19 protein-coding genes are annotated in these 21,046 nt (G+C 43.0%); 9 read left to right on the top strand and 10 right to left on the bottom strand.

Annotated elements, in window-relative coordinates; genetic code table 11:
- Nucleotides 1-10: 10 nt before the first annotated feature.
- The 4 genes from pstB to ACT3IB_RS01855 all read right to left on the bottom strand — a co-directional run bounded on the left by pstB (nucleotide 11) and on the right by ACT3IB_RS01855 (nucleotide 3,601).
- Nucleotides 11-841, bottom strand: coding sequence for a phosphate ABC transporter ATP-binding protein PstB (gene pstB / locus ACT3IB_RS01870; RefSeq protein WP_491537322.1), 831 nt, complete (start codon nucleotides 839-841; stop codon nucleotides 11-13).
- 29 nt (nucleotides 842-870) lie between these two features.
- Nucleotides 871-1,728, bottom strand: coding sequence for a phosphate ABC transporter permease PstA (gene pstA / locus ACT3IB_RS01865; RefSeq protein ID WP_491537321.1), 858 nt, complete (start codon nucleotides 1,726-1,728; stop codon nucleotides 871-873).
- Nucleotides 1,721-2,596 carry a phosphate ABC transporter permease subunit PstC gene (pstC, locus tag ACT3IB_RS01860; RefSeq protein WP_491537320.1) on the bottom strand — a complete coding sequence of 292 codons (876 nt, stop codon included), beginning with the start codon at nucleotides 2,594-2,596 and terminating at the stop codon, nucleotides 1,721-1,723. The genes pstA and pstC overlap by 8 nt, the downstream gene beginning before the upstream one ends.
- A gap of 75 nt (nucleotides 2,597-2,671) precedes the next feature.
- Nucleotides 2,672-3,601, bottom strand: coding sequence for a PstS family phosphate ABC transporter substrate-binding protein (locus tag ACT3IB_RS01855; RefSeq protein WP_491537319.1), 930 nt, complete (start codon nucleotides 3,599-3,601; stop codon nucleotides 2,672-2,674).
- Between the two features lie 391 nt (nucleotides 3,602-3,992).
- Here ACT3IB_RS01855 and ACT3IB_RS01850 point away from each other — a divergent pair, with 391 nt between their 5' ends.
- Entirely contained in the window at nucleotides 3,993-4,736 is a 744-nt protein-coding gene (locus ACT3IB_RS01850; protein WP_491537318.1) for an NYN domain-containing protein, read from the top strand.
- 3 nt (nucleotides 4,737-4,739) lie between these two features.
- Here ACT3IB_RS01850 and ACT3IB_RS01845 read toward each other — a convergent pair whose 3' ends face one another.
- The 3 genes from ACT3IB_RS01845 to ACT3IB_RS01835 are packed head-to-tail and all read right to left on the bottom strand — an operon-like array spanning nucleotide 4,740 to nucleotide 9,010.
- Entirely contained in the window at nucleotides 4,740-5,624 is an 885-nt protein-coding gene (locus ACT3IB_RS01845) for a cell division protein FtsX (RefSeq protein WP_491537317.1), read from the bottom strand.
- Nucleotides 5,625-5,639: 15 nt separating this feature from the next.
- The gene (locus ACT3IB_RS01840; protein ID WP_491537316.1) at nucleotides 5,640-7,727 is read right to left on the bottom strand and encodes a putative porin; all 2,088 of its coding nucleotides are present in this window, start codon (nucleotides 7,725-7,727) and stop codon (nucleotides 5,640-5,642) included.
- A complete protein-coding gene (locus ACT3IB_RS01835; RefSeq protein ID WP_491537315.1) occupies nucleotides 7,724-9,010 on the bottom strand; it encodes a competence/damage-inducible protein A in 1,287 nt (428 codons plus the stop codon). Before ACT3IB_RS01835 ends, ACT3IB_RS01840 begins: the two co-directional genes overlap by 4 nt.
- 127 nt (nucleotides 9,011-9,137) lie before the next feature.
- On the opposite strand from ACT3IB_RS01835, the gene ACT3IB_RS01830 reads away from it, so the two are divergent.
- The 7 genes from ACT3IB_RS01830 (at nucleotide 9,138) to ACT3IB_RS01800 (ending at nucleotide 15,162) form a co-directional block, all read left to right on the top strand.
- Nucleotides 9,138-9,734: a CDP-alcohol phosphatidyltransferase family protein gene (locus tag ACT3IB_RS01830; RefSeq protein ID WP_491537314.1), complete on the top strand. Its 597-nt coding sequence runs from the start codon at nucleotides 9,138-9,140 to the stop codon at nucleotides 9,732-9,734.
- Nucleotides 9,721-10,194, top strand: a complete 474-nt coding sequence (locus tag ACT3IB_RS01825; protein WP_491537313.1) for a phosphatidylglycerophosphatase A family protein — start codon at nucleotides 9,721-9,723, stop codon at nucleotides 10,192-10,194. The genes ACT3IB_RS01830 and ACT3IB_RS01825 overlap by 14 nt, the downstream gene beginning before the upstream one ends.
- Nucleotides 10,195-10,274: 80 nt before the next feature.
- Entirely contained in the window at nucleotides 10,275-10,916 is a 642-nt protein-coding gene (pyrE, locus tag ACT3IB_RS01820; protein WP_491537312.1) for an orotate phosphoribosyltransferase, read from the top strand.
- Between the two features lie 161 nt (nucleotides 10,917-11,077).
- Nucleotides 11,078-12,445: a tRNA (N6-isopentenyl adenosine(37)-C2)-methylthiotransferase MiaB gene (miaB, locus tag ACT3IB_RS01815; protein ID WP_491537311.1), complete on the top strand. Its 1,368-nt coding sequence runs from the start codon at nucleotides 11,078-11,080 to the stop codon at nucleotides 12,443-12,445.
- 185 nt (nucleotides 12,446-12,630) lie between these two features.
- Nucleotides 12,631-13,935, top strand: coding sequence for a sigma-54 interaction domain-containing protein (locus ACT3IB_RS01810; RefSeq protein WP_491537310.1), 1,305 nt, complete (start codon nucleotides 12,631-12,633; stop codon nucleotides 13,933-13,935).
- Nucleotides 13,922-14,440 carry an LPS assembly lipoprotein LptE gene (lptE, locus tag ACT3IB_RS01805; protein ID WP_491537309.1) on the top strand — a complete coding sequence of 173 codons (519 nt, stop codon included), beginning with the start codon at nucleotides 13,922-13,924 and terminating at the stop codon, nucleotides 14,438-14,440. The genes ACT3IB_RS01810 and lptE overlap by 14 nt, the downstream gene beginning before the upstream one ends.
- Before the next feature lie 86 nt (nucleotides 14,441-14,526).
- A complete protein-coding gene (locus ACT3IB_RS01800) occupies nucleotides 14,527-15,162 on the top strand; it encodes a tetratricopeptide repeat protein (protein ID WP_491537308.1) in 636 nt (211 codons plus the stop codon).
- 19 nt (nucleotides 15,163-15,181) lie between these two features.
- On the opposite strand, the gene ACT3IB_RS01795 is transcribed toward ACT3IB_RS01800, so the two are convergent.
- The 3 genes from ACT3IB_RS01795 to ACT3IB_RS01785 form a co-directional block, all read right to left on the bottom strand.
- Nucleotides 15,182-15,817, bottom strand: a complete 636-nt coding sequence (locus tag ACT3IB_RS01795) for an MBL fold metallo-hydrolase (protein WP_491537307.1) — start codon at nucleotides 15,815-15,817, stop codon at nucleotides 15,182-15,184.
- Nucleotides 15,818-15,912: 95 nt separating this feature from the next.
- Nucleotides 15,913-16,131 carry a 50S ribosomal protein L31 gene (rpmE, locus tag ACT3IB_RS01790; protein WP_491537306.1) on the bottom strand — a complete coding sequence of 73 codons (219 nt, stop codon included), beginning with the start codon at nucleotides 16,129-16,131 and terminating at the stop codon, nucleotides 15,913-15,915.
- A gap of 77 nt (nucleotides 16,132-16,208) precedes the next feature.
- Nucleotides 16,209-17,705: a sigma 54-interacting transcriptional regulator gene (locus tag ACT3IB_RS01785; protein WP_491537305.1), complete on the bottom strand. Its 1,497-nt coding sequence runs from the start codon at nucleotides 17,703-17,705 to the stop codon at nucleotides 16,209-16,211.
- Between the two features lie 350 nt (nucleotides 17,706-18,055).
- Between ACT3IB_RS01785 and ACT3IB_RS01780 the strand changes: the two genes are divergently transcribed.
- A complete protein-coding gene (locus tag ACT3IB_RS01780) occupies nucleotides 18,056-21,025 on the top strand; it encodes a SusC/RagA family TonB-linked outer membrane protein (RefSeq protein WP_491537304.1) in 2,970 nt (989 codons plus the stop codon).
- Nucleotides 21,026-21,046 lie beyond the last annotated feature (21 nt).

The following is a 21,046-nucleotide window of genomic DNA, read 5'->3' as shown; positions in this document are numbered from 1 at the left end:
TGATGAATTATTATCCGAAACGTCCGGTAATATAATTCTGTGTGCGATCTTTTTCGGGATTTGTAAATATTTTTTGAGTATCACCGTATTCTACCAAATTACCCATATAGAGGAAAGCGGTATTATCGCTAACACGGGCTGCCTGTTGCATATTATGGGTCACAATAACAATAGTAAATTCCTTTTTAAGCTCGTGAATTAAATCCTCAATTTTACCCGAAGAGATGGGGTCCAGTGCTGAAGTAGGTTCATCCATCAATAAAATAGAGGGTTTTACCGCCAGAGCCCGGGCTATGCAAAGCCGTTGCTGCTGTCCCCCCGATAATGAGAGCGCCTGTTTTTCCAGGTTGTCTTCTATTTCGCTGTAAAGGGTAGCCTGTTTCAGGGATTCAATGACTCGACTTTCGATAAACTCTTCATCTTTAACCCCTTGTATACGTAATCCATAAGCTACATTTTCATAAATAGATTTTGGAAACGGATTCGGTTTTTGAAAAACCATTCCAACTTTTTTGCGAAGTTCTTCTACCTTTATTGACTCGTCATAAATATTCTTATTGTCTATCAGGATATTACCATTCATTTGGAACCCATCAATATTGTCATTCATGCGATTAAACAATCGCAAAAATGTTGATTTTCCACATCCCGACGGACCAATAAAAGCAGTAATTGAATTTTCGACGATGTCCAGGCTTATGTTCTTAATAGCCTGAAAATCATCATAAAAAACATCTATATTTTTAGCCTGAAGCTTAAAAGAACGATTATTTGGATTCAGCTTTGGCCTTGTTTCCACTTGTGATGTTTGGGTTTGTTGACTTGTCGTTTCTGAGTCCATTCTGATCACTTAAAAATTAAAATTCGTGATTACCACTCCATTTTGCTCTGCCACTTGTTACGCAAATAAACCGCAATACCATTCATCATAAAGGTAATCCCCAGAAGTACAATAATAGCGGCTGCCGCATTGATTATAAACTCTTCCTGCGGGCGCGATACCCAGTTATAAATTTGTACCGGTAATACCGTGAATTCATCCAGTGGATTTTGTGGTGCAAAAGGTACATATACCAACGCTCCAACTACTATGAGAGGCGCTGTTTCACCGATAGCACGCGATAACGCCAGGATCACGCCCGTCAAAATGCCGCCAAATGAAGCCGGCAATACTTGGTGCCAAATCGTTTGCCACTTAGAGGCACCCAACGCATTTGAGGCATCCCGAATAGAACTTGGAACGGCCTTAATAGCTTCTCGCGTAGATACGATAATGATCGGCAAAATCAATAGTGATAAGGTAAGTGCTCCCGCCAAAATGCTATTGCCCATCTGCATCATGCGAACGAAGACTCCTAAACCGAGCAGACCATAAATAATGGAAGGCACGCTGGCCAGGTTAGAAATATTGATTTCAAGAAAAGTACTCCACCGATTTTGCTTGGCGTACTCTTCTAAATAAATGCCGGCGCCCACACCAAGTGGAAATGAGATTAGTGTTGTAAATACCATAATCCAAATGGTACCCATCCAGGCGGTATATATCCCCGACTCCTCGGCAAATCGTGATGGCAACTGAACGATAAAATCCCAGCTCAGGCGTTGCACGCCCATATAGATCACAAAACCGATAAATATTGCGAGGATAACGATCCCAATAATACTGGAGAAGATCCCCACGTATTTAAACGCCTTGTCTTTTATTCTATTAATCTTAGCGTTATTCATACTTTTCCTGATACCTGTTTTTAATCCAGTAACTGATATTATTCAAGATAAATGTGACTACAAACAAGGTGATTCCCGCGGCAAATATTGTTTGGTAAGCTACGGTTCCCTGGGGCACATCACCCGAGCTTACCTTCACTATATAAGCAGTAATTGTTTCAATGGGTACTGTGGGATCAAAGGTAAATACCGGTGTTTGCCCGGCTGCAATAGCTACAATCATGGTTTCACCTATAGCACGAGACAGAGCCAATATAATTGATACCATGATACCCGACGAAGCTGCAGGGACCATTACTCGAAAAGCCGTCTGAAACCGTGTTGAGCCCATTCCATAGGAGGCCTGACGCAGCGAGTCCGGTACCGCAGCCAATGCATCCTCACTTAATGAAGAGACAAAGGGAATAATCATAATACCCATAACAATGCCCGGGGAAAGAGCATTAAATCCGGACAAGTCGGTTATAAAAAGCTTAAGAAAAGGAGTTACAATCATCAGCGCAAAGAAACCGTACACTACCGTAGGCACTACTGCTAAGACTTCAAGAAGCGGCTTTAGCACCTTTTTAAACCGTTTGGGAGCATATTCATTTAAATAAATGGCAATGGTCAAACCAACCGGCAGGGCTACAGCTATGGCAATAAAAGTGGTTAATAAGGTACCTGACACCAGCGGCAGAATGCCGTATTTCTTATCTGCAAATAACGGCGTCCATTCGGTGCCGGTTAAGAAATCGGTAATTGGAACTCCCCTAAAAAAACCGATCGCCTCATATAACAATACCCCAATAATACCAACAGTTGTGAGAATGGTTATCAAGGCACATAGGGCCAGAACCTTCTCAATTATTTTCTCTTTGATATTCATGAGCCAGGATAATGAGTGAATTCTCCGCTCTTTCAAGATATGGATCTTCGTATCAGAGCAGAGAACTCCAATTAATTAATCTGCTGCTACTGTATCAGAAGCAAAACTGCGAAATGCTGACTTCTGTTGATCAATATCCTCTGCTGGCATGGGCACATATCCCACATCCTGAGCTAATTCTCCGGCATTATCAAAATAAAATTCTACGAATTTCTGCACGGCGGGACGTTTTGCGGCTTTCTTAGCAACATAGATATACAGCGACCGTGACAACGGCTTATATGTGCCGTTTTTAACAGTTTCCAGCGATGGTTCAACTGCCCCATCTCCGGAATCAATCCCAATTAGTTTGAGCTGATCTGCATTCTCTTCGTAATACGCCAATCCAAAATATCCGAGGGAATATTTATCGGAGGATATACCCTGTACGGCCACATTGTAATCAGCCACTGCATTATAATCAGTCCGACTGGCGCCCGACTCTCCATTTATTACTTCGGTAAAAAAGTCATACGTTCCATGAGCAGTATTTGGACCATAAAGACGAATATCTTCATCCGGCCATCCCTCGCGAATATCGCTCCACTGCTGCACTTCACTGTTGGCTTTCCAAATCTCATTAAGTTCTTCTGGCGTAAGTGTTTTCACCCAGTCATTGTCGGGGTGAGCAACGATCGAAATACCGTCTAATGCAATAGAAAATTGCTGGTACTCAATGCCATTTTCTTCTGCCAACGCTTTTTCCTCCTCAGATATTTTTCGGGACGAATTTGAAATGTCGGTTTCTCCCCGCACAAATTTTTTAAATCCGGCACCCGATCCGGATGAACCCACAGAAACCCTAATGTCGGGTTCTACCTTCCTAAACTCTTCTGCTACCGCTTCAGTGATAGGATAAACAGTGCCAGAACCATCGATTTTAATTTCTTGCTGTGATCCACCCGAACCACAGGAATATAAAAACAGTCCGCCAAACAGGATGAGAGCAAATACTTTTTTAATCATTATTTCGGATATTTTGAGTTGACTTTTTTGAATGTGATTGTGTGCTGAAATTCTGTGACTAAATGTATTTTAAATTTCCGAATCTATTGTTAACTCAATGTTAATTCTTGAGCCCCAACCCTTTTCTAATGTCCATAAAAAGCCTTTTTCAATAGACAGACAGTAAATTCCTGTGCATAAATCGGGATATCATTATCTATTCCCGCTTCGAATCTGAGAAATCTTATTTATACTTCCCTTTATTATAAGTTTAGATCACCAAAGGTTTTAAAATCTTGGGCTTGAAAAAATCCAATCGCCCTGTCTTGGAGTTAAGCTTGAATATCGTAACTTATTGATCCTCTTGTATCAAAAGAGATCATGTCAAATTCAATTCGAGTTATTTCAATTTATGGATCAGGAAACATCACATAAATTAGCCGTCTTAATCGATGCTGATAATGCCCAACCTTCAATCATAGAAGGACTCTTGGCAGAAATTGCAAAATATGGCACAGCCAATGTTAAACGCATTTATGGCGACTGGACTTCACCAAAATTGCGCGGTTGGAAAGATCATCTTCTCGATCACTCCATTCAACCCATCCAACAGTTTGGTTATACGACCGGTAAAAATGCGACCGACAGTGCTATGATTATTGATGCCATGGACCTACTCTATACCGATCAATTTGATGGGTTTTGCATTGTTTCGAGTGATAGTGATTTCACCAAACTAGCAGCCCGCATCCGCGAAGCCGGGTTGTATGTATATGGATTTGGTGAGCAAAAAACCCCCGATCCCTTTGTAGCGGCTTGTGATAAATTTATTTATACGGAGGTACTGCGAAGTGAAGAGCAAACTGATGAAGATTCTTCTATCCAACGCATGTCAACCAATGAGCTGAAACAAGACACCAAACTTGTCAATCTGATGCGCAATGCCATTGAGGCTTCATCTGATGAAAGCGGGTGGGCACATTTGGGACAAGTAGGAAGCTATATCGCCAAACAGTCTCCTGAATTTGATCCCCGTAATTATGGCTATCGAAAACTGGGTAACCTGGTAAAGGCTATTAAACTCTTTGAAATTGAAGAACGCTCTACTGGCGAAGGGCAATCAAAAGCTATCTATGTGAAAGACAAGCGCAAGTAAGCATTATTCAGAAATAGAAGTCTCTTTAATAAACCTGCGGGCCGCCCACTGACTTCCCCAAAATCCCATAAACACTGCTAATAGCAACATGGCGCCGCTAAGGTAATACCAACGTCCAAAAGGCCATTCCAACACGCCTAACTGTGGAATATATTCCGGTAGTATGTAATGGAACCCAAGATACATGAGTCCTACCGAAAGTATTCCGGCAATTAATCCCTGGATAATTCCTTCAACCACAAATGGACGCCGTATAAATCCATTTGTAGCCCCAACCAGTTTCATCGCCTTAATGAGGTCTCGCTTGGCATAAATGGTAAGACGAATGGTATTAAAGACTAGGATCATTGAAGCCAGCAAAATAAGGATCCCCAGCCCCCCCCCAACCATTGCTGCCGTTTCGAAGTTGGATTCGATACGCTTTAGTAACTGTTGATTAAACCGTACTTCATCCACGCCACGGTACGATTTAACCTGGTTAACCAGCGAATCCACCTGCGATATTTGCGCATTAGGATCAATGTTCAATTTAAAAGAAGCGGGCAAAAATTTTAGATCTGCAAGCGAGCTTCCTGCGGAGCCAAATTCTTTTTCAAAAACAGCGGCCGCGCTGTCTTTTGAGATATAGGTTACCTCCTGAACAAGCTCTTTATCTTTGAGTCGCTCTGACAGCTCATCAGTGGTCCGCTCATCCAAATCTACCAAAAATACTTCAACATCTATCGACTTTTTTAACGACTGTGCAACTTCGTAGCCGTTGTACCCCAATCGAGCCAGTAAACCCAACAGCAATACCGCAATAAAAAGCGAAAATATCGAAGTAAAAGCCGCAAGTTTTGCTCGGCCAATTCCGGCCATCCCTTCCTTAACTACGTAACCTAAACTCATCGAATCAATCTCATTTTAATTTCTAAAAAGTGCCCGCACGCTAAAAATAAATCGTCTTTGCGACATGGGATATTGAGCAGTTTCAAAGTAGCCGAGTTGACTAACATCGTCAAGCACATTTTCCCACCGTAAAATAAACATGATAGAACGCACTCGAGCCGAAATATCGACATCCAATCTATTGAACATCGGTAGCTGCTGATCGTCGCTCATTGACTGCCAATAGTTTAGCTCGGGATTATAGTGATCGGCTTGATAACGAAATGGAGACGCCATCCCGGAAACACCCGCTTTTACATAAGTAGCCCGATCAAACAGATATCCCTTCCAGTAGGCACCGCCTTTCACCCAAATCCGCTCCTGCGGAGACATTGGGATGCTACCGGAGGGCGACAAGTAACTATCAGTAAAGCGATGATAAACAGCCGAACCTTCAAATTCGAAGTGCGTCAAATTCCATTCAAAAAAAGCTGTGGCTGATTGTGAGGCATACTTCTCTACATTAGTAAAGAGACTGTCTGCTATCATAATACCATCAGTAATCTCTTTGTGCTGTCCGCGAAGCCCAATCCTGATATCGGGCGTAAAATCATAACTCAGCGTTCCCCGTATATCCTGAATTTTTTCATTGTTTAGATCTGGATTGCCCTGAAACTGGTCGGAATCCCAATTTAATTGTTGCGGTGTGGGCATTATGGCTCCTGATGATGCCCCGGTCTTTAAAGAGAATCCACCAATAGAAATTTCTGCTTCAGTATTAATCTGATACGATTGGAAACCATCGGAGCGCATCTGCACTTCAGCATCTCCCATCAAATCAATAAAAGGGATAAAGTCTACCTGTAAACTACCATCTGCTTTTGCCATAGCCCAGTTGTCAGCGGGAAAGCTTCTGTTTTCCGGCGTTTTATTAAAGGAGTAATCAGCCTTAGCCCCCGTCTCCAGCTGTATACCACCCCATTGCCACCATTTTCGCGCATTAATACCCACTGTGGTTAAGCTATAGCCTGTACTGTCTCCCGGTAGAGTTAAAAAGCGTTCATCACTTCTATGGAAAAGCCCTGCTCTGAAATTGTCTTCTGTTTGCGTACTGTCGGGATTACGCTGATAATAATTTAATGCGAGAATATTGTTTTTCCGCTTGGTTGTTGCTGAAGACTGAATTGCAGAAGCGGAATAGCGATCAAAATTGAAAGTCGCTAGATCCGACATATTGTATCCAAAAGGCTGCCCAACATCATAATTGTTGGTAATGTAGTTTAACTTCAGATATTTGTTTTGATCCAAATGATGGCTCGCCTTAAGGTAAATTTGACGTCCGGTAATTTCAGAGTTGCTATATTCTCCACCGGAGCGCCGATCCCAGTAGCTTAACTCAACATTGGTCCGCTGCGACAAATTATGGCTCACCTCAAATTCCAGATTGCGGTAATTGAACTTGCTCTCGCTGTAAATCAGCCTTGAAAGCGGCTTATTTATATAATATTGATGATGATAAAACCGTGATTCGTGCACTGTACCCAAATCATCAGAATAAAAATCAGCAATCTTATTTTGAGGTATCAGTTCCCAATTAACGTTTCCGGATACGGGGTCATTTAGCGAAATATCCTCCCAGTACAACTGCTGATGGCGCGGTTCGTGAGCATTACGCTGTACGGCATTTGAACGAATATTGGTCCCCAGACGATAACTGATAACGCCCGGCTCTCGATTAAGTCTGTAGGTCCAGTCCGACCAGTATTGCCATCGCAATGTGCTGTCGGTGGCCGTTCGTTCAGCCCCCAGTGGTGCATGAAACTCCCATGGATTTACCTTGAAAAGCTCCTTCTTCTCTTCTTCTGCTACAGGTTGGAGAGGTCTGTCCTTGAACGCATCCAAGTTTAATGGAAACCGAAAAAGCGTATCAGTTGCTGTAGTATCAAGTGCAACGGTATCAATAGCTGATGTAGGAAATTCTACAGGATACAAAAAGAGCGTATCTGTTGCGGCAGAATTTAATGCTACCGAATCGACCGTGGTAGAATCAACCTGCGCCATGGCCGCCGACTGCCAACCTGTGAGCAATATTAAAAGCAAATATGTAGCACGTAATAATTTCAAGCCGGATACTTTTTAAGTCCGTATGGCATTTCTTCGATTCCCATGATTGATCGCCTGATTATTTCTAAAGCAACCGCCGCCGAACGCTCTTTGTTGATCAGCCGATCATTCGTAAAGCGAGCTTTCAATGCAAAATGCTCATCCTGTCTCCAGAATCCAATCCAAACGGTACCCACCGGTTTTTCTTCAGTTCCCCCATCGGGGCCGGCAATGCCTGTTGTTGATATACCGAAATTGGACCCTAATCTTTCGGCAACGCCTCTCGCCATTTGCAAAGCTACGGGTTTACTCACGGCACCGTGATTATTCAAATCATCCTGTAAAACTCCAAGCTGATCTACCTTCACCCTATTAGCATAGGCAACAATACCGCCCATCATATAGCGACTACTCCCAGGGACATCTGTAATTGCGTTAGCCAGATAACCGCCAGTACAGCTTTCTGCAACACTTATTAACATCTCGTGCTCCGCTAATAAGTCACCAACCGCTTTCGGCAGATCAAGTTCTTTGCCTTCACCAATAATATATTTGCCAGCCTTCTTTTTAATATGGTTTCGAACAGTATTTATCCGCTCATTAATTTCATTATCGGAACTGCCGTACGCACTAATTCTAATGCGTGTACCCTGTGGACTCGGCAAATAAGCTACGCTAACATGGTTGGGCAACACATCACCAAGTGGGCCAACAATCTGGTCACTGAGCGTACTTTCACCAATACCGGCCGTAGTAATGTAGTGTGAACGACGAAATTCTGTATCCCCATTAATTGCTCTTATCTTTGGAATCACCTTTTCATTCATCAGGTGCTTCATTTCATGCGGGACACCCGGCAGTACTGCCAACTTCACTGATCCCTGATCAAACCACATGCCCGGCGCCGTACCCTGCGTATTAAAGAGTACCTCGCAGCAATCAGGCACCTCCGCTTGATGATAATTGGACGTACTGAAAGGGATATTACGCTTCTTAAAAACCTTTTTAATAAACTCCAGTACCGAATCTTCGAGCACCAGCTCACAATCAAAAAGTTCAGTGACGGCACGTTTGGTAATATCATCGTGTGTGGGACCAAGTCCTCCGGTCGTTATAATCAGGTCTGTCGAAGATAATGCCTCCGATAAAATACCTTTCATCGTATCCAAGTCATCACCAATGGTATAAATATGGGTCACATCAATGCCCGCCTCAGTTAGCACATCGCCCAACCAGCTGGCGTTGGTATTTACCGTATCACCAATCAATAATTCATTTCCTATAGATAATATTCGGCACCGCATGTAGCATATAAATTTTATATTCGGCAAAAATCGTTGATCAAAATATCAAACTCTGACAGCTTTTCGAAGCTAATTATTCCAACACAAAAAAGATTTAATTCTCTATAACAATTACTATCTTTGGGCCGTGCGTCAAATACCTAACATATTAAGTACTATCCGTATTATTTTGGCTCCCATCTTCTTAATCCTGTATGTGCAGGATGAAGTGGTATGGCGTGCCCTAAGTGTAGGCATTTTTGCCGTGGCCGTGGTCACCGATTTTTTTGACGGCTATATTGCCCGTATGTATGGTGCCGAAACTGATTACGGGGTATTTTTAGATCCGTTGGCCGACAAATTCTTAACTTTTGCAGGTTTTATCTGTTTACCCTTTATTGATCCCGCACAGTTTCCATGGTGGGCAATTGGGATCATTGTTTTCAGGGATATATTTGTTACCGGCATGCGAATGTTGGCCGATTACCGCAACATCACGATGGATACCCGCCTGACGGCCAAAGCAAAAACCCTGAGCCAGATGTTCTTCCTTTACCTGATACTTATGGTGGGGGTTTTTATCGAAACAGATGTATGGCTAAGCAGCTATTGTGTCCAACTCCTTCAATCAGGAATATTGGGATGGCTGATGATGGTCATCGTTGCCATTACCGTTTATTCTGGCATTGAATACATTTTTATCAATAGAAAAATATTTTCACTAAAGAAAGATGCCAAAACTTAAACCGATACTCGGTAGTTTTTTCAACGCCGGCTTTTTACCTAATGCACCGGGAACCTGGGGCAGCTTTTTTGCCCTATTCCCTATCTATATAGTGGGTTTATACAGCCCATGGTATGGCATGGCATTTTTAACTGTACTATTTTCCTATATAACTGTATGGGTATCCGAAGAGTGCGAAAAAGAATGGGGCGGCGATCCCTCTCCCCTGGTCATGGATGAATTTGCCGGACAGGCCATGACATTTGTAGCCATCTCTTTTAGCGGAATCCTTTCACAAGATCTGCTCTTGCTGCTCGTTGGATTTATCTTCTTCCGCTTTTTTGATATACAGAAACCCCTCGGGGTAAATAAATTGCAAAACCTGCCCGGGGGTTGGGGCATTTTAGCTGACGACCTATTAGCCGGCGTCTATGCCTTTTTATGTATACACGGACTTTTATTCATTTTAGAAATTATTTAATAATATGCTAATCAAACGGTAGCAACTTTTTTGTATCATTATTGTTGCCTTCTAGCAAGAGAACTACTAAACAATTTTATATGATTATTGATCAAACATTTGCAAAAGAGTTAGCACTTGATTTATTAGATATTAATGCGGTTATCCTGCGCCCCAATGACCCTTTTACATGGTCGTCGGGATGGCATTCGCCCATATACTGTGATAACAGACTAACTATGCGGTATCCTAAAATCCGTAAGAAAATATCCAAAAAGTTCGTTGACTTTATTTCAAGTGAGTACTCTGATGTTGATGTGATTACGGGTACAGCTACCGCCGGTATTCCACACGCTGCATGGGTGGCTGAAAATATGGATAAGCCCATGTCATATGTCCGCGCTAAGGCCAAAGCATACGGACTCGGTAACCAGATCGAGGGTGGCATCCAAAAGGGAGAAACAACCGTTGTTATTGAGGATTTGATCTCCACCGGCGGATCGGCAATTTCGGTGGTTGAAGCCCTGCAGTTTATTGGCGCCGAAATCGAGGCTGTACTCAGCATTTTCACCTACGGATTTGACAAAGCAAACAAGCGCTTCGAGAAAGCGGGCGTCCCTATGTTTACGCTTACAGACTATTCTACCCTTATTGATGTAGCCAGTGATAACGATTATGTAAATGAATCAGACCTCGAAACACTGGCCGAATGGCGTAATACCCCCGATACCTGGCCAAATTAGGGATTGATAATTAATAGATTAAGACTCGAGGAGATAATGAATCTTTGCGGGTCATTTTCATATAAATATCCGTTTTACCTTTTCAACTATCAGCTTCATAAAGAGCGAATCTCTTCTTATATTCATCAGTCTAAATAATCAGGAACAAAACATTGTTCACAGTGGATCAACGCAACTTTTACATTGAGACATACGGTTGTCAGATGAACGTCTCTGATACCGAAATCGTCAACTCTATTTTGATGGAGGAAGGCATGCAACCGGTGAATGAGCCAGAAGATGCCGAAATTATTTTTATCAATACCTGCTCGATTCGTGAAAATGCTGAAGAGCGTGTCTGGAATCGCCTAAAAGAGTTCAAAGCGATGAAACGGGAGCGTCAAAATCGGGACATGACGGTTGGCGTACTGGGTTGCATGGCTGAGCGTATCCGCGAGCAGATTATGGAAAAAGAAGAGCTTGTTGATCTCGTTGTGGGTCCTGATGCTTATCGCGATCTGCCAAAGTTGCTATCGGATGTTGAAAATGGGCAAAAGGCTGCCAATACTATTCTCTCGCTCGAAGAAACGTACGCCGACATTAAGCCGGTGCGCCGTAATGATAACGGCGTCAGCGCATTTGTTACCATTATGCGCGGCTGCGATAATATGTGCGCCTTCTGCGTGGTACCTTTTACACGTGGACGTGAGCGAAGCCGAACGGCCGAAAGTATTATTGAAGAACTGCAACAGCTCAGTGAGCAAGGTTATAAAGAGGTTACCCTGTTGGGACAAAATGTTAACTCCTATGATGATGGGGAGCACTCTTTTGCTGACCTGATGTACAAGGCCAGCCAGGTAGATCCCGAAATGAGAATCCGCTTCTCGTCTCCACACCCCAAAGATTTTCCAGAGGAACTGCTCGAAATTATTGCCGAGCAACCTAACCTCTGTAACTATATTCATATTCCGGCGCAATCGGGTAATAATGAGGTGCTGGAACGTATGAGACGTCCCTATACTCGCGAGCAGTATTTAGATCTTGTTGAAAAAATGCGCGATATCATTCCCGGCGTTACGCTTTCAACAGATATCATCACCGGTTTCTGTGGCGAAACCGAAGAAGAGCATGAAGACACCATGTCATTGATGGCCGAAGTGAAGTATGACCTGGCCTATATGTTTGCCTACTCCGAACGGGGACGAACACTGGCCCAACGCAAGTACGAAGATGACGTCCCGGAGGACGTTAAAAAACGCCGTCTCTCTGAGATCATTGAACAACAAATGAACATTCAGGAGGAGCTCAACAAGAAAGAAATCGGGCGCCGGCATTTGGTACTTGTTGAAGGTACCAGCAAGCGTTCCGATGAGCAGCTATGCGGACGTACGGACACAAATAAAATGGTCGTTTTTGACCGCGAAGAACACATCGAAAAAGGCGACTATGTGGAAGTAACAATTACCGATTGTACCTCTGCCACCTTGATGGGGGATGTTATCAAAAAGAGTAGTATCCAAGAGTATAGCCGAGAAACAGTGGCTGCTTAGCATTTTTGATTGGATTACTACTAGTCAGCCCATGTAAATGGGGAATAAATTAATTTGTGAGAAACGCTTGTAAATCAGTTCTAGTTACATAATTGCTTTGAATGTTTATGTAACTAAAGCAGTTATTATTACCTTTAACCATAGATACAGTTTTAACAATAATATTTTAAACGAGCTTCTCCCCTATGGATCGTGAAGCATTTCAAGAACGATTTGGACTTATTGGAGAATCTGTTGCGCTCAAGCAGGTTATTGACAAAGTTATTCAGGTGGCCGATACCGATATCACCGTGCTTTTGGAAGGTGAAAGTGGCGTAGGTAAGGATGTGACGGCCAAAGCCATTCACGAAATAAGTCACCGCAGCAAGAATAATATGGTGATTGTCAACTGTGGTGCTATCCCCGAAGGTATTATCGAAAGTGAGCTGTTCGGTCACGAAAAGGGAGCGTTTACCGGGGCTCATGAAGCACGGGAAGGATATTTTGAAAAAGCCAACGGTGGTACCATCTTTCTGGATGAGATTGGCGACACTCCCGCCAATATTCAGGTAAAATTACTTCGGGTACTCGAAACCGGAGAATACTTTCGGGTAGGATCAAGCAGTGTCCGTAAAACGGATGTACGGGTATTAGCAGCCACCAATAAGGATTTATGGCAATTGGTTCAGGACGATGATTTTCGCGAAGATCTTTACTATCGTCTCGATACCGTAAAAGTAAAGCTCCCTCCTCTTCGTGAGCGCCCTGATGATATAATCCCTATTTTCAGAAAGTTTGTTACGGAATTCTCTGCCAAATACGACTCTGTCTTCAAAGGTTTTTCGGATGATGCCAAAGAACTTTTAATATCCTACCGCTGGCCGGGCAATGTCCGCGAGCTCCGTAATGTAGCAGAACAACTGGTAGTGCTTGAAAAATCACAATTTATTGATACCGAAAAGCTCCAGAAGTATCTCAAGGGACGGCAACATGAAGGCTCGGCCGATAATCTGCCTGTCCTCGCTGATAAAGATTCGCAAGGAGGATCAAACGGAGCATTCGGCAATGACGATCAGCGATTGATTTATCGCGCACTTGTTGAACTACAAAGCGATATCGGGGACTTAAAAGAAATGCTGGGAACCTTCCTCTACTCTACCTTTTCCCAGAAGAATATGAAGGCCCTTCCCCAAAACATCCAGGACGAATTCAGCCAAAACAATATGTCTGATGTGGATATGAATGTAGATATCGGTAATGCTGCGGATGAAGAAATTGGCGGTGTAGAATCGTTTGCCGAGGCCGATATTTCGGAAGAAGAATCTGATGATGAAAATATTTTTTATCAATTTTTTAACGAAGATGAAGTCCCCTCAATTGAGAAAGCAGAGCAGTTTCTAATTGAACAGGCGCTAAAAAAATTCGACGGCAATCGTCGAAAGGCTTCCGAAGCGTTAGGTGTAAGCGAACGCACTCTTTATCGCAAGCTCGACCAGTATGATTTACAATAACAAACGGCGAATTCTTGCGCTACTACTCATCGCTTTTATGTTAAGCGGTTGTTTTAGATACAGCTTTACCGGGACTTCAATCCCCGATGACGTAAACTCAGTTTATATTCCTTTCTTTGCTGATCAATCTTCGGGTGGTACTGGAAATCTGAGTGATCAACTTAATACGGCCTTAGTCAATCGATTTATCAATCAAACAAAACTGCAGCTCTCTAACTCACGAAACTCTGCTGATGCCGTTTTAGAAGGATCCATAATAAGTTATGCCAATGAACCTTTTAGTGTCACCGGTGAAGGTCAAAGCAGCCTAAATGAAGTTTCCATTTCGGTACGGGCTACCTTTCAATATACGGATAAAGAACAGGCCGAATGGAGCAGCACCTTCAATGGATCTGATACCTATGATACCAATGAAAACCCCATTGAAGGAGAAACAAACGCAGCCGTTGAAGCACTCAATCAAATCGCTGACAATATGTTTAATGACGCAGTGAGTGGCTGGTAGTGTTGAAGAATATTTTGATGAGCAGCACAAATCTATTTATATAATAAGTATTAAAGAATTGGTCGGGAATCAGTAAAAACCAACAAATGCCTCAGTTACCGTTTAAAATTCCAAAGTCGCTGGCTTCTTATGCTGAACATTTTGACAAGGAGCCGATCGAAGCTACAAAACGCCTACAAAAACAACTTAAAAAAAGAGGCCCTGATGCCGTAGGGCATTTTTTGCTGGCATGGTTTTATCACTTAGAGGGGATGGACGACCAAGCTGTTGATGAAGCTGTAAAAGCCCGCATCTTTGCCCCGGGCAGCCCATTCTTCGAAAAGTTGCATTATTACCTGAGTCACCCCAATACCTTTGAAGCATGGACACCTGATTCTGAAAAAATATCATCAAAAAAAGATAGCCAATCCATCAATGAACCGGGACCTGTTTTAAATTTGGATTCGCTCATTCAAAAACTCTCCTCTGTTGAATCAAAGCGAATACGTCCTGACAAAAAAGAAGAAAAAAAGGGTGAAAATAATCAGAACGTCTCGACCGATGATGTTGATGATATTGTTTCGGCAACGCTGGCTCAAATCCATGAACGACAGGGCAAGCTGGATGCGGCCATTCGCACGTATGAACGACTCAAAGAATTAAGGCCCAGTAACAGAGAACAATACCAGGAAGAGATTATTCGGCTTAAAGCCGCTAAGGGGCAAGACAGCAGCGAAGAATAGGAAGGCTGAGCCTCATCGTCTACTTCTTTACAAAAGGATTAGCTTTCTTCTCATGCCCGATCGTTGTCTTTTCTCCATGGCCCGGATACACAACCGTATCATCCGGCAGCGAATATAACTGCTCTTGAATAGATTGTTCCAGTACTTTGAAATCTCCTTTATACAGATCGGTACGACCAATGCCCTCCCTAAAAAGTGCATCCCCGGCAATCACAATACCGTCAGAGTTACTATAAAGTGAAACATGGTCCGGAGCATGGCCCGGTGTATAACGTACATCGAAAGAAAAATTACCGATGCTCCATTCATCCGTGATTGGTAAAACCTCGGGATCAAACGAAAAACCATCAGAAGCGAACCCAAACATTGCTGCTTGGGAACCAAAGTTGTTCCAAAGATGTCGATCCTTATCACTCAAATGTACAGGGATATCAAAATCATCAATCACCCTCTGCAATCCCAATACATGATCTACATGAGCATGGGTCAGCACTACAGCAAACAGCTCTACATCCAGATCATCAATTTTCGTTTTCATCTTTTGATATTCTGAATCTTCCAAAAACCCGGGATCTATAATCAGGGCCTGATCCCCTTCGGTCAGCAGATAGGTATTTTCAGCAAATGGTCCGACGGTAAATTTAATGACATTCATATATAACGCTTAATACATTAGAACATAATCAAATAAAAAAGGGATGCACCTCCTTACGAAATGCATCCCTAAATTCCTTAATCTTCCAACAAGCCTTAGTCGTCTTGCTTGCCGTAACGCTTCTTAAAGCGATCGATACGACCGGCTTTCTTCTGGAAGTTCATATTGCCGGTATAAAAAGGATGGTTCTTAGAATCTACCTCGCTGCGATATACACCGTCTTCGGTATCTATCGTGCTGCGAGTTTTAAATTCGGTGCCATCGCTCATCACAACCGTAATCTCTTTGTACTCTGGGTGAATTCCGTCTTTCATGGGATTATTAAATTTCTTTATTGCTTAATTCGGTCGATAAATATAAGGTTTTGGGAGCCTACTTGCAATCACAATCACTACTCAAAATCCTCGAAATCATCTAAATCATCAATAGATCCGAGCATACTTCCCAGCATATCAGAGTAGCTGCGAGCATTATCCAAATCCTCTTTTCCTACCATTGAGTGCTGGTGGAGTGCTTCAATAACAAAGTCCATCAGCACATGCTTATCATTATCCTTATCGAGTAATGAATTTTCCTCCGCTAATGATGAGAGACCATTAACATTTTCAAGTAATGCTTGATACTCTTTTCGACTCATATTATCACTGATATCCAAGGTATGGCCATCGGCAAACCAGTCGAGCACCGGCTGGTACATGTTCTTATCACTTTTTTTCTGTTCAGCAGGATCAGGAAAATATCCGGCAAATGTTTTCTTAATGGCTTTGCCGATAATATGCTTCGCCACGTTCATAGCTCCTTCCTGTTCCCCTTCATAGACCAATTCCAGCTTGCCGGTCAGGGCAGGCACAACATGAAACACATCCGTGATGCGTGCCACCGTTTCTGATTCGTTATTCACCAGTGCCCGGCGTTCAGCTGCAGAAATAAGCTGCTCCATCGCCGTAATCGTCATCCGGGTAGAAACACCACTCTTTTGATCGATGTATTCCGACTCTCTGGCTTCGAAAGCAATCTGCTCCAGCAACTCCTTTATTATAGGCGGTATAGTCACATCCACGGCTCCATCGCGCGAAATCCAGGCTTCCTGTTGTGTGATTTTCATTCCTGTTTCCAACTCTTTGGGATAATGCGTCAAAATTTGAGAATCGATACGATCTTTCAGCGGGGTAATAATACTTCCACGATTGGTATAGTCCTCGGGGTTGGCAGAAAATACCATCAGCACATCCAGCGGAATACGTATATTAAAGCCTCGAATCTGAATATCACGCTCCTGCATGATATTTAGGAGTGCCACCTGAATGCGGGGTTGCAGGTCAGGAAGTTCATTGATGGCAAAAATCCCCCGATTCGTGCGGGGAACCAATCCAAAATTTATCACATTTTCATCAGCCAGCGTGAGTTTTTCGGCCGCTGCTTTAATGGGATCAATATCTCCAATCAGATCAGCTACAGCCGTATCAGGGGTCGCCAGCTTTTCCCCGTACCGCTGACTGCGATGAATCCAGTTAATAGGCGTCTCATCCCCTTTTTCTTCTACCAATTCGCGAGCATGCTTGGACACCGGATTATATGGGTCGTCGTTGATCTCCGATCCCTCAATAACAGGCAGATACTCATCCAGAAAAGAAGTGAGCTGTCGCAGTATTTTTGTCTTTGCCTGGCCCCGAAGACCCAGTAAGATAATATCGTGCTTTGCCAATAAAGCATGCTGCAGCTGTGGGATTACGGATTTGTCATATCCCATAATATCAGGAAATAGCGTTTCGCCTGATTGTATTTTCTCGATTAAGTTTTGCCTGATTTCTTCCTTGACTGAAACAGACTGCCAGCCTGACTTTTTTAATTCGCCTAACGTATGAATAGTATTATGCAATTTTTCCATCTGCTACCTTGCTTATTTTTTTCATTATTGATTTACCAACAACCTATTAATAAGTAGAATCATTTCATCAAAATGGCCTTATCTTTTTATCGCAATACTTGCTAAAAATTAACCGCTTATTTACAGTATAAAAAAATTACCGATCGGGTACGTATTTACTTGAATCTCTCCTTATAAATTGTTAGATATCAGGAGATATGAAAGCGCTTACATATCCTGTTACGATTTAAATTTTTTATACGTCATGTAAGCGCTTTCATCCTTAGTATAAATTGAAATAATCAACACATTTTATCCTCTATTAAAAGAGTATGTTCAAGACTTATCCACAATAATCTAAACCAACCTCTATGATACCTATCAAAAAGCTACTCATTACGTCGTGTCTGGTTCTGGGACTCACGCTTCCCGGATTAGCACAGACTTCCGTATCGGGAACGGTAACAGACGCACAGTCAGGAGAATCCCTGCCGGGCGTTAATATTACCGTTAAAAACATGCCCGAACGCGGAACTGCTACCAACGCCAACGGAACCTATACTTTAAATGTACCATCGTTGCAAGATACGCTGGTATTTTCTTTTGTAGGATTCGTCAAGCAAGAAGTTCCAATTAATGGACGAACAACCATTGATGTTGCCCTTTCACCCGATGTACAACAGTTAGAAGATGTTGTGGTTATCGGTTACGGTACACAGGAAGTGGACGATAATACCGGATCGGTTACCTCTGTAAATTCAGAAGATTTTAACGAAGGAGCGATCACATCTCCCGAGGAACTCTTCCAGGGTAAGGCAGCTGGTGTTACGGTAACATCAAATGACGGTGCACCCGGTAGCGGAGCTACCATACGAATTCGCGGAGGGTCTTCCCTGTCGGCAAGCAACGATCCCCTGTTTGTAATTGACGGTGTGCCTCTTGACGGGAATGCCGTATCGGGAATGAGAAATCCGCTCAACACGATTAACCCGAATGACATTGAGTCAATTTCTATCCTAAAAGACGCCTCGGCAACAGCCATTTACGGTTCGCGTGCCTCTAACGGTGTAGTCTTAATTACTACCAAACGAGGAACTGCTAACCAGGCGCTAGAGGTTTCTTATACCGGAAAGTTTTCTTTCCAAACCAAAACTGAGGAGTTAGACGTTCTTTCTGCAGATGCATTTCGATCTGTGGTCGAAGATGAGTTGAATCCTTCTGCACAAGCCTTGCTTGGTCAAAATGATACCGACTGGCAAAGCCAAATTTACGAGAATGCCTTCAGTCAACAGCATAATATCAGCCTGACAGGGGCCTTTAAAAGTGTTCCCTATCGTGTATCATTAGGATTCAACGGTAGTAACGGGATACTTAAAACATCTAACATGGATCGTTTAACCGGTTCTATCTCGGTGAACCCTACATTCCTTGATGATGACCTTAAAGTTGACCTCAACATAAAGGCTTCACAAGTTGACAACCGTTTTGCCAATCGCGGTGCTATCGGCTCAGCTGTGACCTTTGACCCGACCAAGCCGGTTAGCGTTGATAATGACTTTGGCAATTACTATACATGGACGGATCAAAATGGCAACCCCATTGATATTGCACCAGCAAACCCGTTGGCATTGTTGCAGCAAACGATTGATGAGTCGACCGTATACCGATCTATCGGTAATGCCAAGTTTGACTATACCCTCCCCTTTGAGGAGAATCTAACAGCTACACTGAACTTAGGTTATGATTACTCAGATGTGGGCAACGGTGATTATATGGTTACCGACCAGGCTGCTTTTGAATATGTTGGCCCGGGACAGCCAAATGGTACTCGCACGGAGTATGATCAACGTAAGGAAAATGAACTGCTCGACTTCTATCTAAACTATAAGAAGGAAGTAGAATCTATTAACAGTAACTTTGATGTCACCGCCGGATATTCCTGGGAGCACCACTACGAAGAAAGCTCCAACTACGTTACCAACTATAATATACAAGATACGGTAGCAGTTGACGAGGACACCGACTTTAAAACCGAACACTACATTGTGTCATTCTTCGGTCGTTTAAACTACACCTTAAATGATAAGTATCTATTGACTGCAACGCTTCGTCAGGATGGTACTTCTCGATTCTCCGAGGATGAGCGATGGGGGCTGTTTCCATCTGCTGCACTGGCATGGAAAATCCATGAAGAACCATTTATGGATGGCTTTGAAGATCTTTCGCAGTTAAAACTGCGATTAGGTTACGGTATTACCGGACAACAGCGCATTAACGAAGGTGATTATCCCTACCTGGCACGTTATACCGCAAGTCAGCCAACAGCACGGTACCTATTCGGTAACCAGTTTGTTACGACACTGCGTCCGGAAGGATACAATGCGAATCTCAAGTGGGAAGAAACAACCACCTATAATATTGCGCTGGATTACGGTTTCTTCAATGATCGACTGTTCGGTTCTTTTGAAGCTTACCACCGGGTAACGGATGATCTGCTAAACGTGATTCCCGTACCTGCCGGCACAAACTTTACGAACCGAATTCTATCAAACATTGGTACGCTCGAAGTGCAGGGGCTTGAAGCCAACATAACAGGACGGCTGATCTCTACCGAGGATACCTATCTTGAAGTTGGATTTAATGCCACACACAACGTTAACGAAATCACCAAGCTCACAAACGTACAATCCGAGGATTATATCGGTGTTGAAACCGGTGGTATTTCGGGTGGTGTCGGTAATAATATTCAGATACATAGTGAGGGATATCCCCGAAGTTCGTTCTATGTATACGAACAGGTTTATGATGAAAATGGAAACCCATTAGACGGTGTTTATGTTGATCGTAATGAAGACGGACAAATAACGGCCGATGACAAATACCGTTATGAAGACCCTGCTCCCGATTTCACCTTTGGGTTGTCATCCAAGTTTGAATACAAAAACTGGGATGCGTCATTTTCTGCCCGAGCGAATGTAGGTAACTTTGTCTACAACAACGTAGCATCTAACCATACGGTATATGAATTTATGTACAACAGCCAGGGATACTTAAATAACGCATTGAGCGATATTAATGACTATGGCTTCAGCAACGCTCAGTATATGTCTGATCATTATGTTGAAAATGCATCCTTCCTGCGCATGGATAACATGTCGGTAGGATATACATTCAACAACCTATTTGATCAGGTTCAATCGCTGCGTGTTTCTGGTACCGTGCAAAATGCCTTTGTAATCACCAATTACAGTGGGCTGGATCCTGAGGTTTTCAGTGGAATTGACAATGAAGTATATCCACGGCCTCGCACCTTTATCCTTGGATTAAGCCTGAACTTTTAATTGAAATTTTCTAAATCCGAC

It is taken from the genome of Fodinibius sp. GM21 (assembly GCF_058386955.1).
Note: the sequence above shows the minus strand (reverse complement) of the source record. Positions and strands in the feature narration are given on the sequence as shown.

Coding starts and splice junctions, on each gene's coding strand:
- pstB (WP_491537322.1), bottom strand. CDS start 841: ATGGACTCAGAAACGACAAGTCAACAAACCCAAACATCACAAGTGGAA.
- rpmE (WP_491537306.1), bottom strand. CDS start 16,131: ATGAAAGACGGAATTCACCCAGAGTACAAAGAGATTACGGTTGTGATG.
- ACT3IB_RS01845 (WP_491537317.1), bottom strand. CDS start 5,624: ATGAGTTTAGGTTACGTAGTTAAGGAAGGGATGGCCGGAATTGGCCGA.
- pstC (WP_491537320.1), bottom strand. CDS start 2,596: ATGAATATCAAAGAGAAAATAATTGAGAAGGTTCTGGCCCTATGTGCC.
- ACT3IB_RS01810 (WP_491537310.1), top strand. CDS start 12,631: ATGGATCGTGAAGCATTTCAAGAACGATTTGGACTTATTGGAGAATCT.
- ACT3IB_RS01850 (WP_491537318.1), top strand. CDS start 3,993: ATGGATCAGGAAACATCACATAAATTAGCCGTCTTAATCGATGCTGAT.
- lptE (WP_491537309.1), top strand. CDS start 13,922: ATGATTTACAATAACAAACGGCGAATTCTTGCGCTACTACTCATCGCT.
- ACT3IB_RS01785 (WP_491537305.1), bottom strand. CDS start 17,705: ATGGAAAAATTGCATAATACTATTCATACGTTAGGCGAATTAAAAAAG.
- ACT3IB_RS01780 (WP_491537304.1), top strand. CDS start 18,056: ATGATACCTATCAAAAAGCTACTCATTACGTCGTGTCTGGTTCTGGGA.
- ACT3IB_RS01800 (WP_491537308.1), top strand. CDS start 14,527: ATGCCTCAGTTACCGTTTAAAATTCCAAAGTCGCTGGCTTCTTATGCT.
- ACT3IB_RS01825 (WP_491537313.1), top strand. CDS start 9,721: ATGCCAAAACTTAAACCGATACTCGGTAGTTTTTTCAACGCCGGCTTT.
- ACT3IB_RS01795 (WP_491537307.1), bottom strand. CDS start 15,817: ATGAATGTCATTAAATTTACCGTCGGACCATTTGCTGAAAATACCTAT.
- ACT3IB_RS01835 (WP_491537315.1), bottom strand. CDS start 9,010: ATGCGGTGCCGAATATTATCTATAGGAAATGAATTATTGATTGGTGAT.
- pstA (WP_491537321.1), bottom strand. CDS start 1,728: ATGAATAACGCTAAGATTAATAGAATAAAAGACAAGGCGTTTAAATAC.
- pyrE (WP_491537312.1), top strand. CDS start 10,275: ATGATTATTGATCAAACATTTGCAAAAGAGTTAGCACTTGATTTATTA.
- ACT3IB_RS01855 (WP_491537319.1), bottom strand. CDS start 3,601: ATGATTAAAAAAGTATTTGCTCTCATCCTGTTTGGCGGACTGTTTTTA.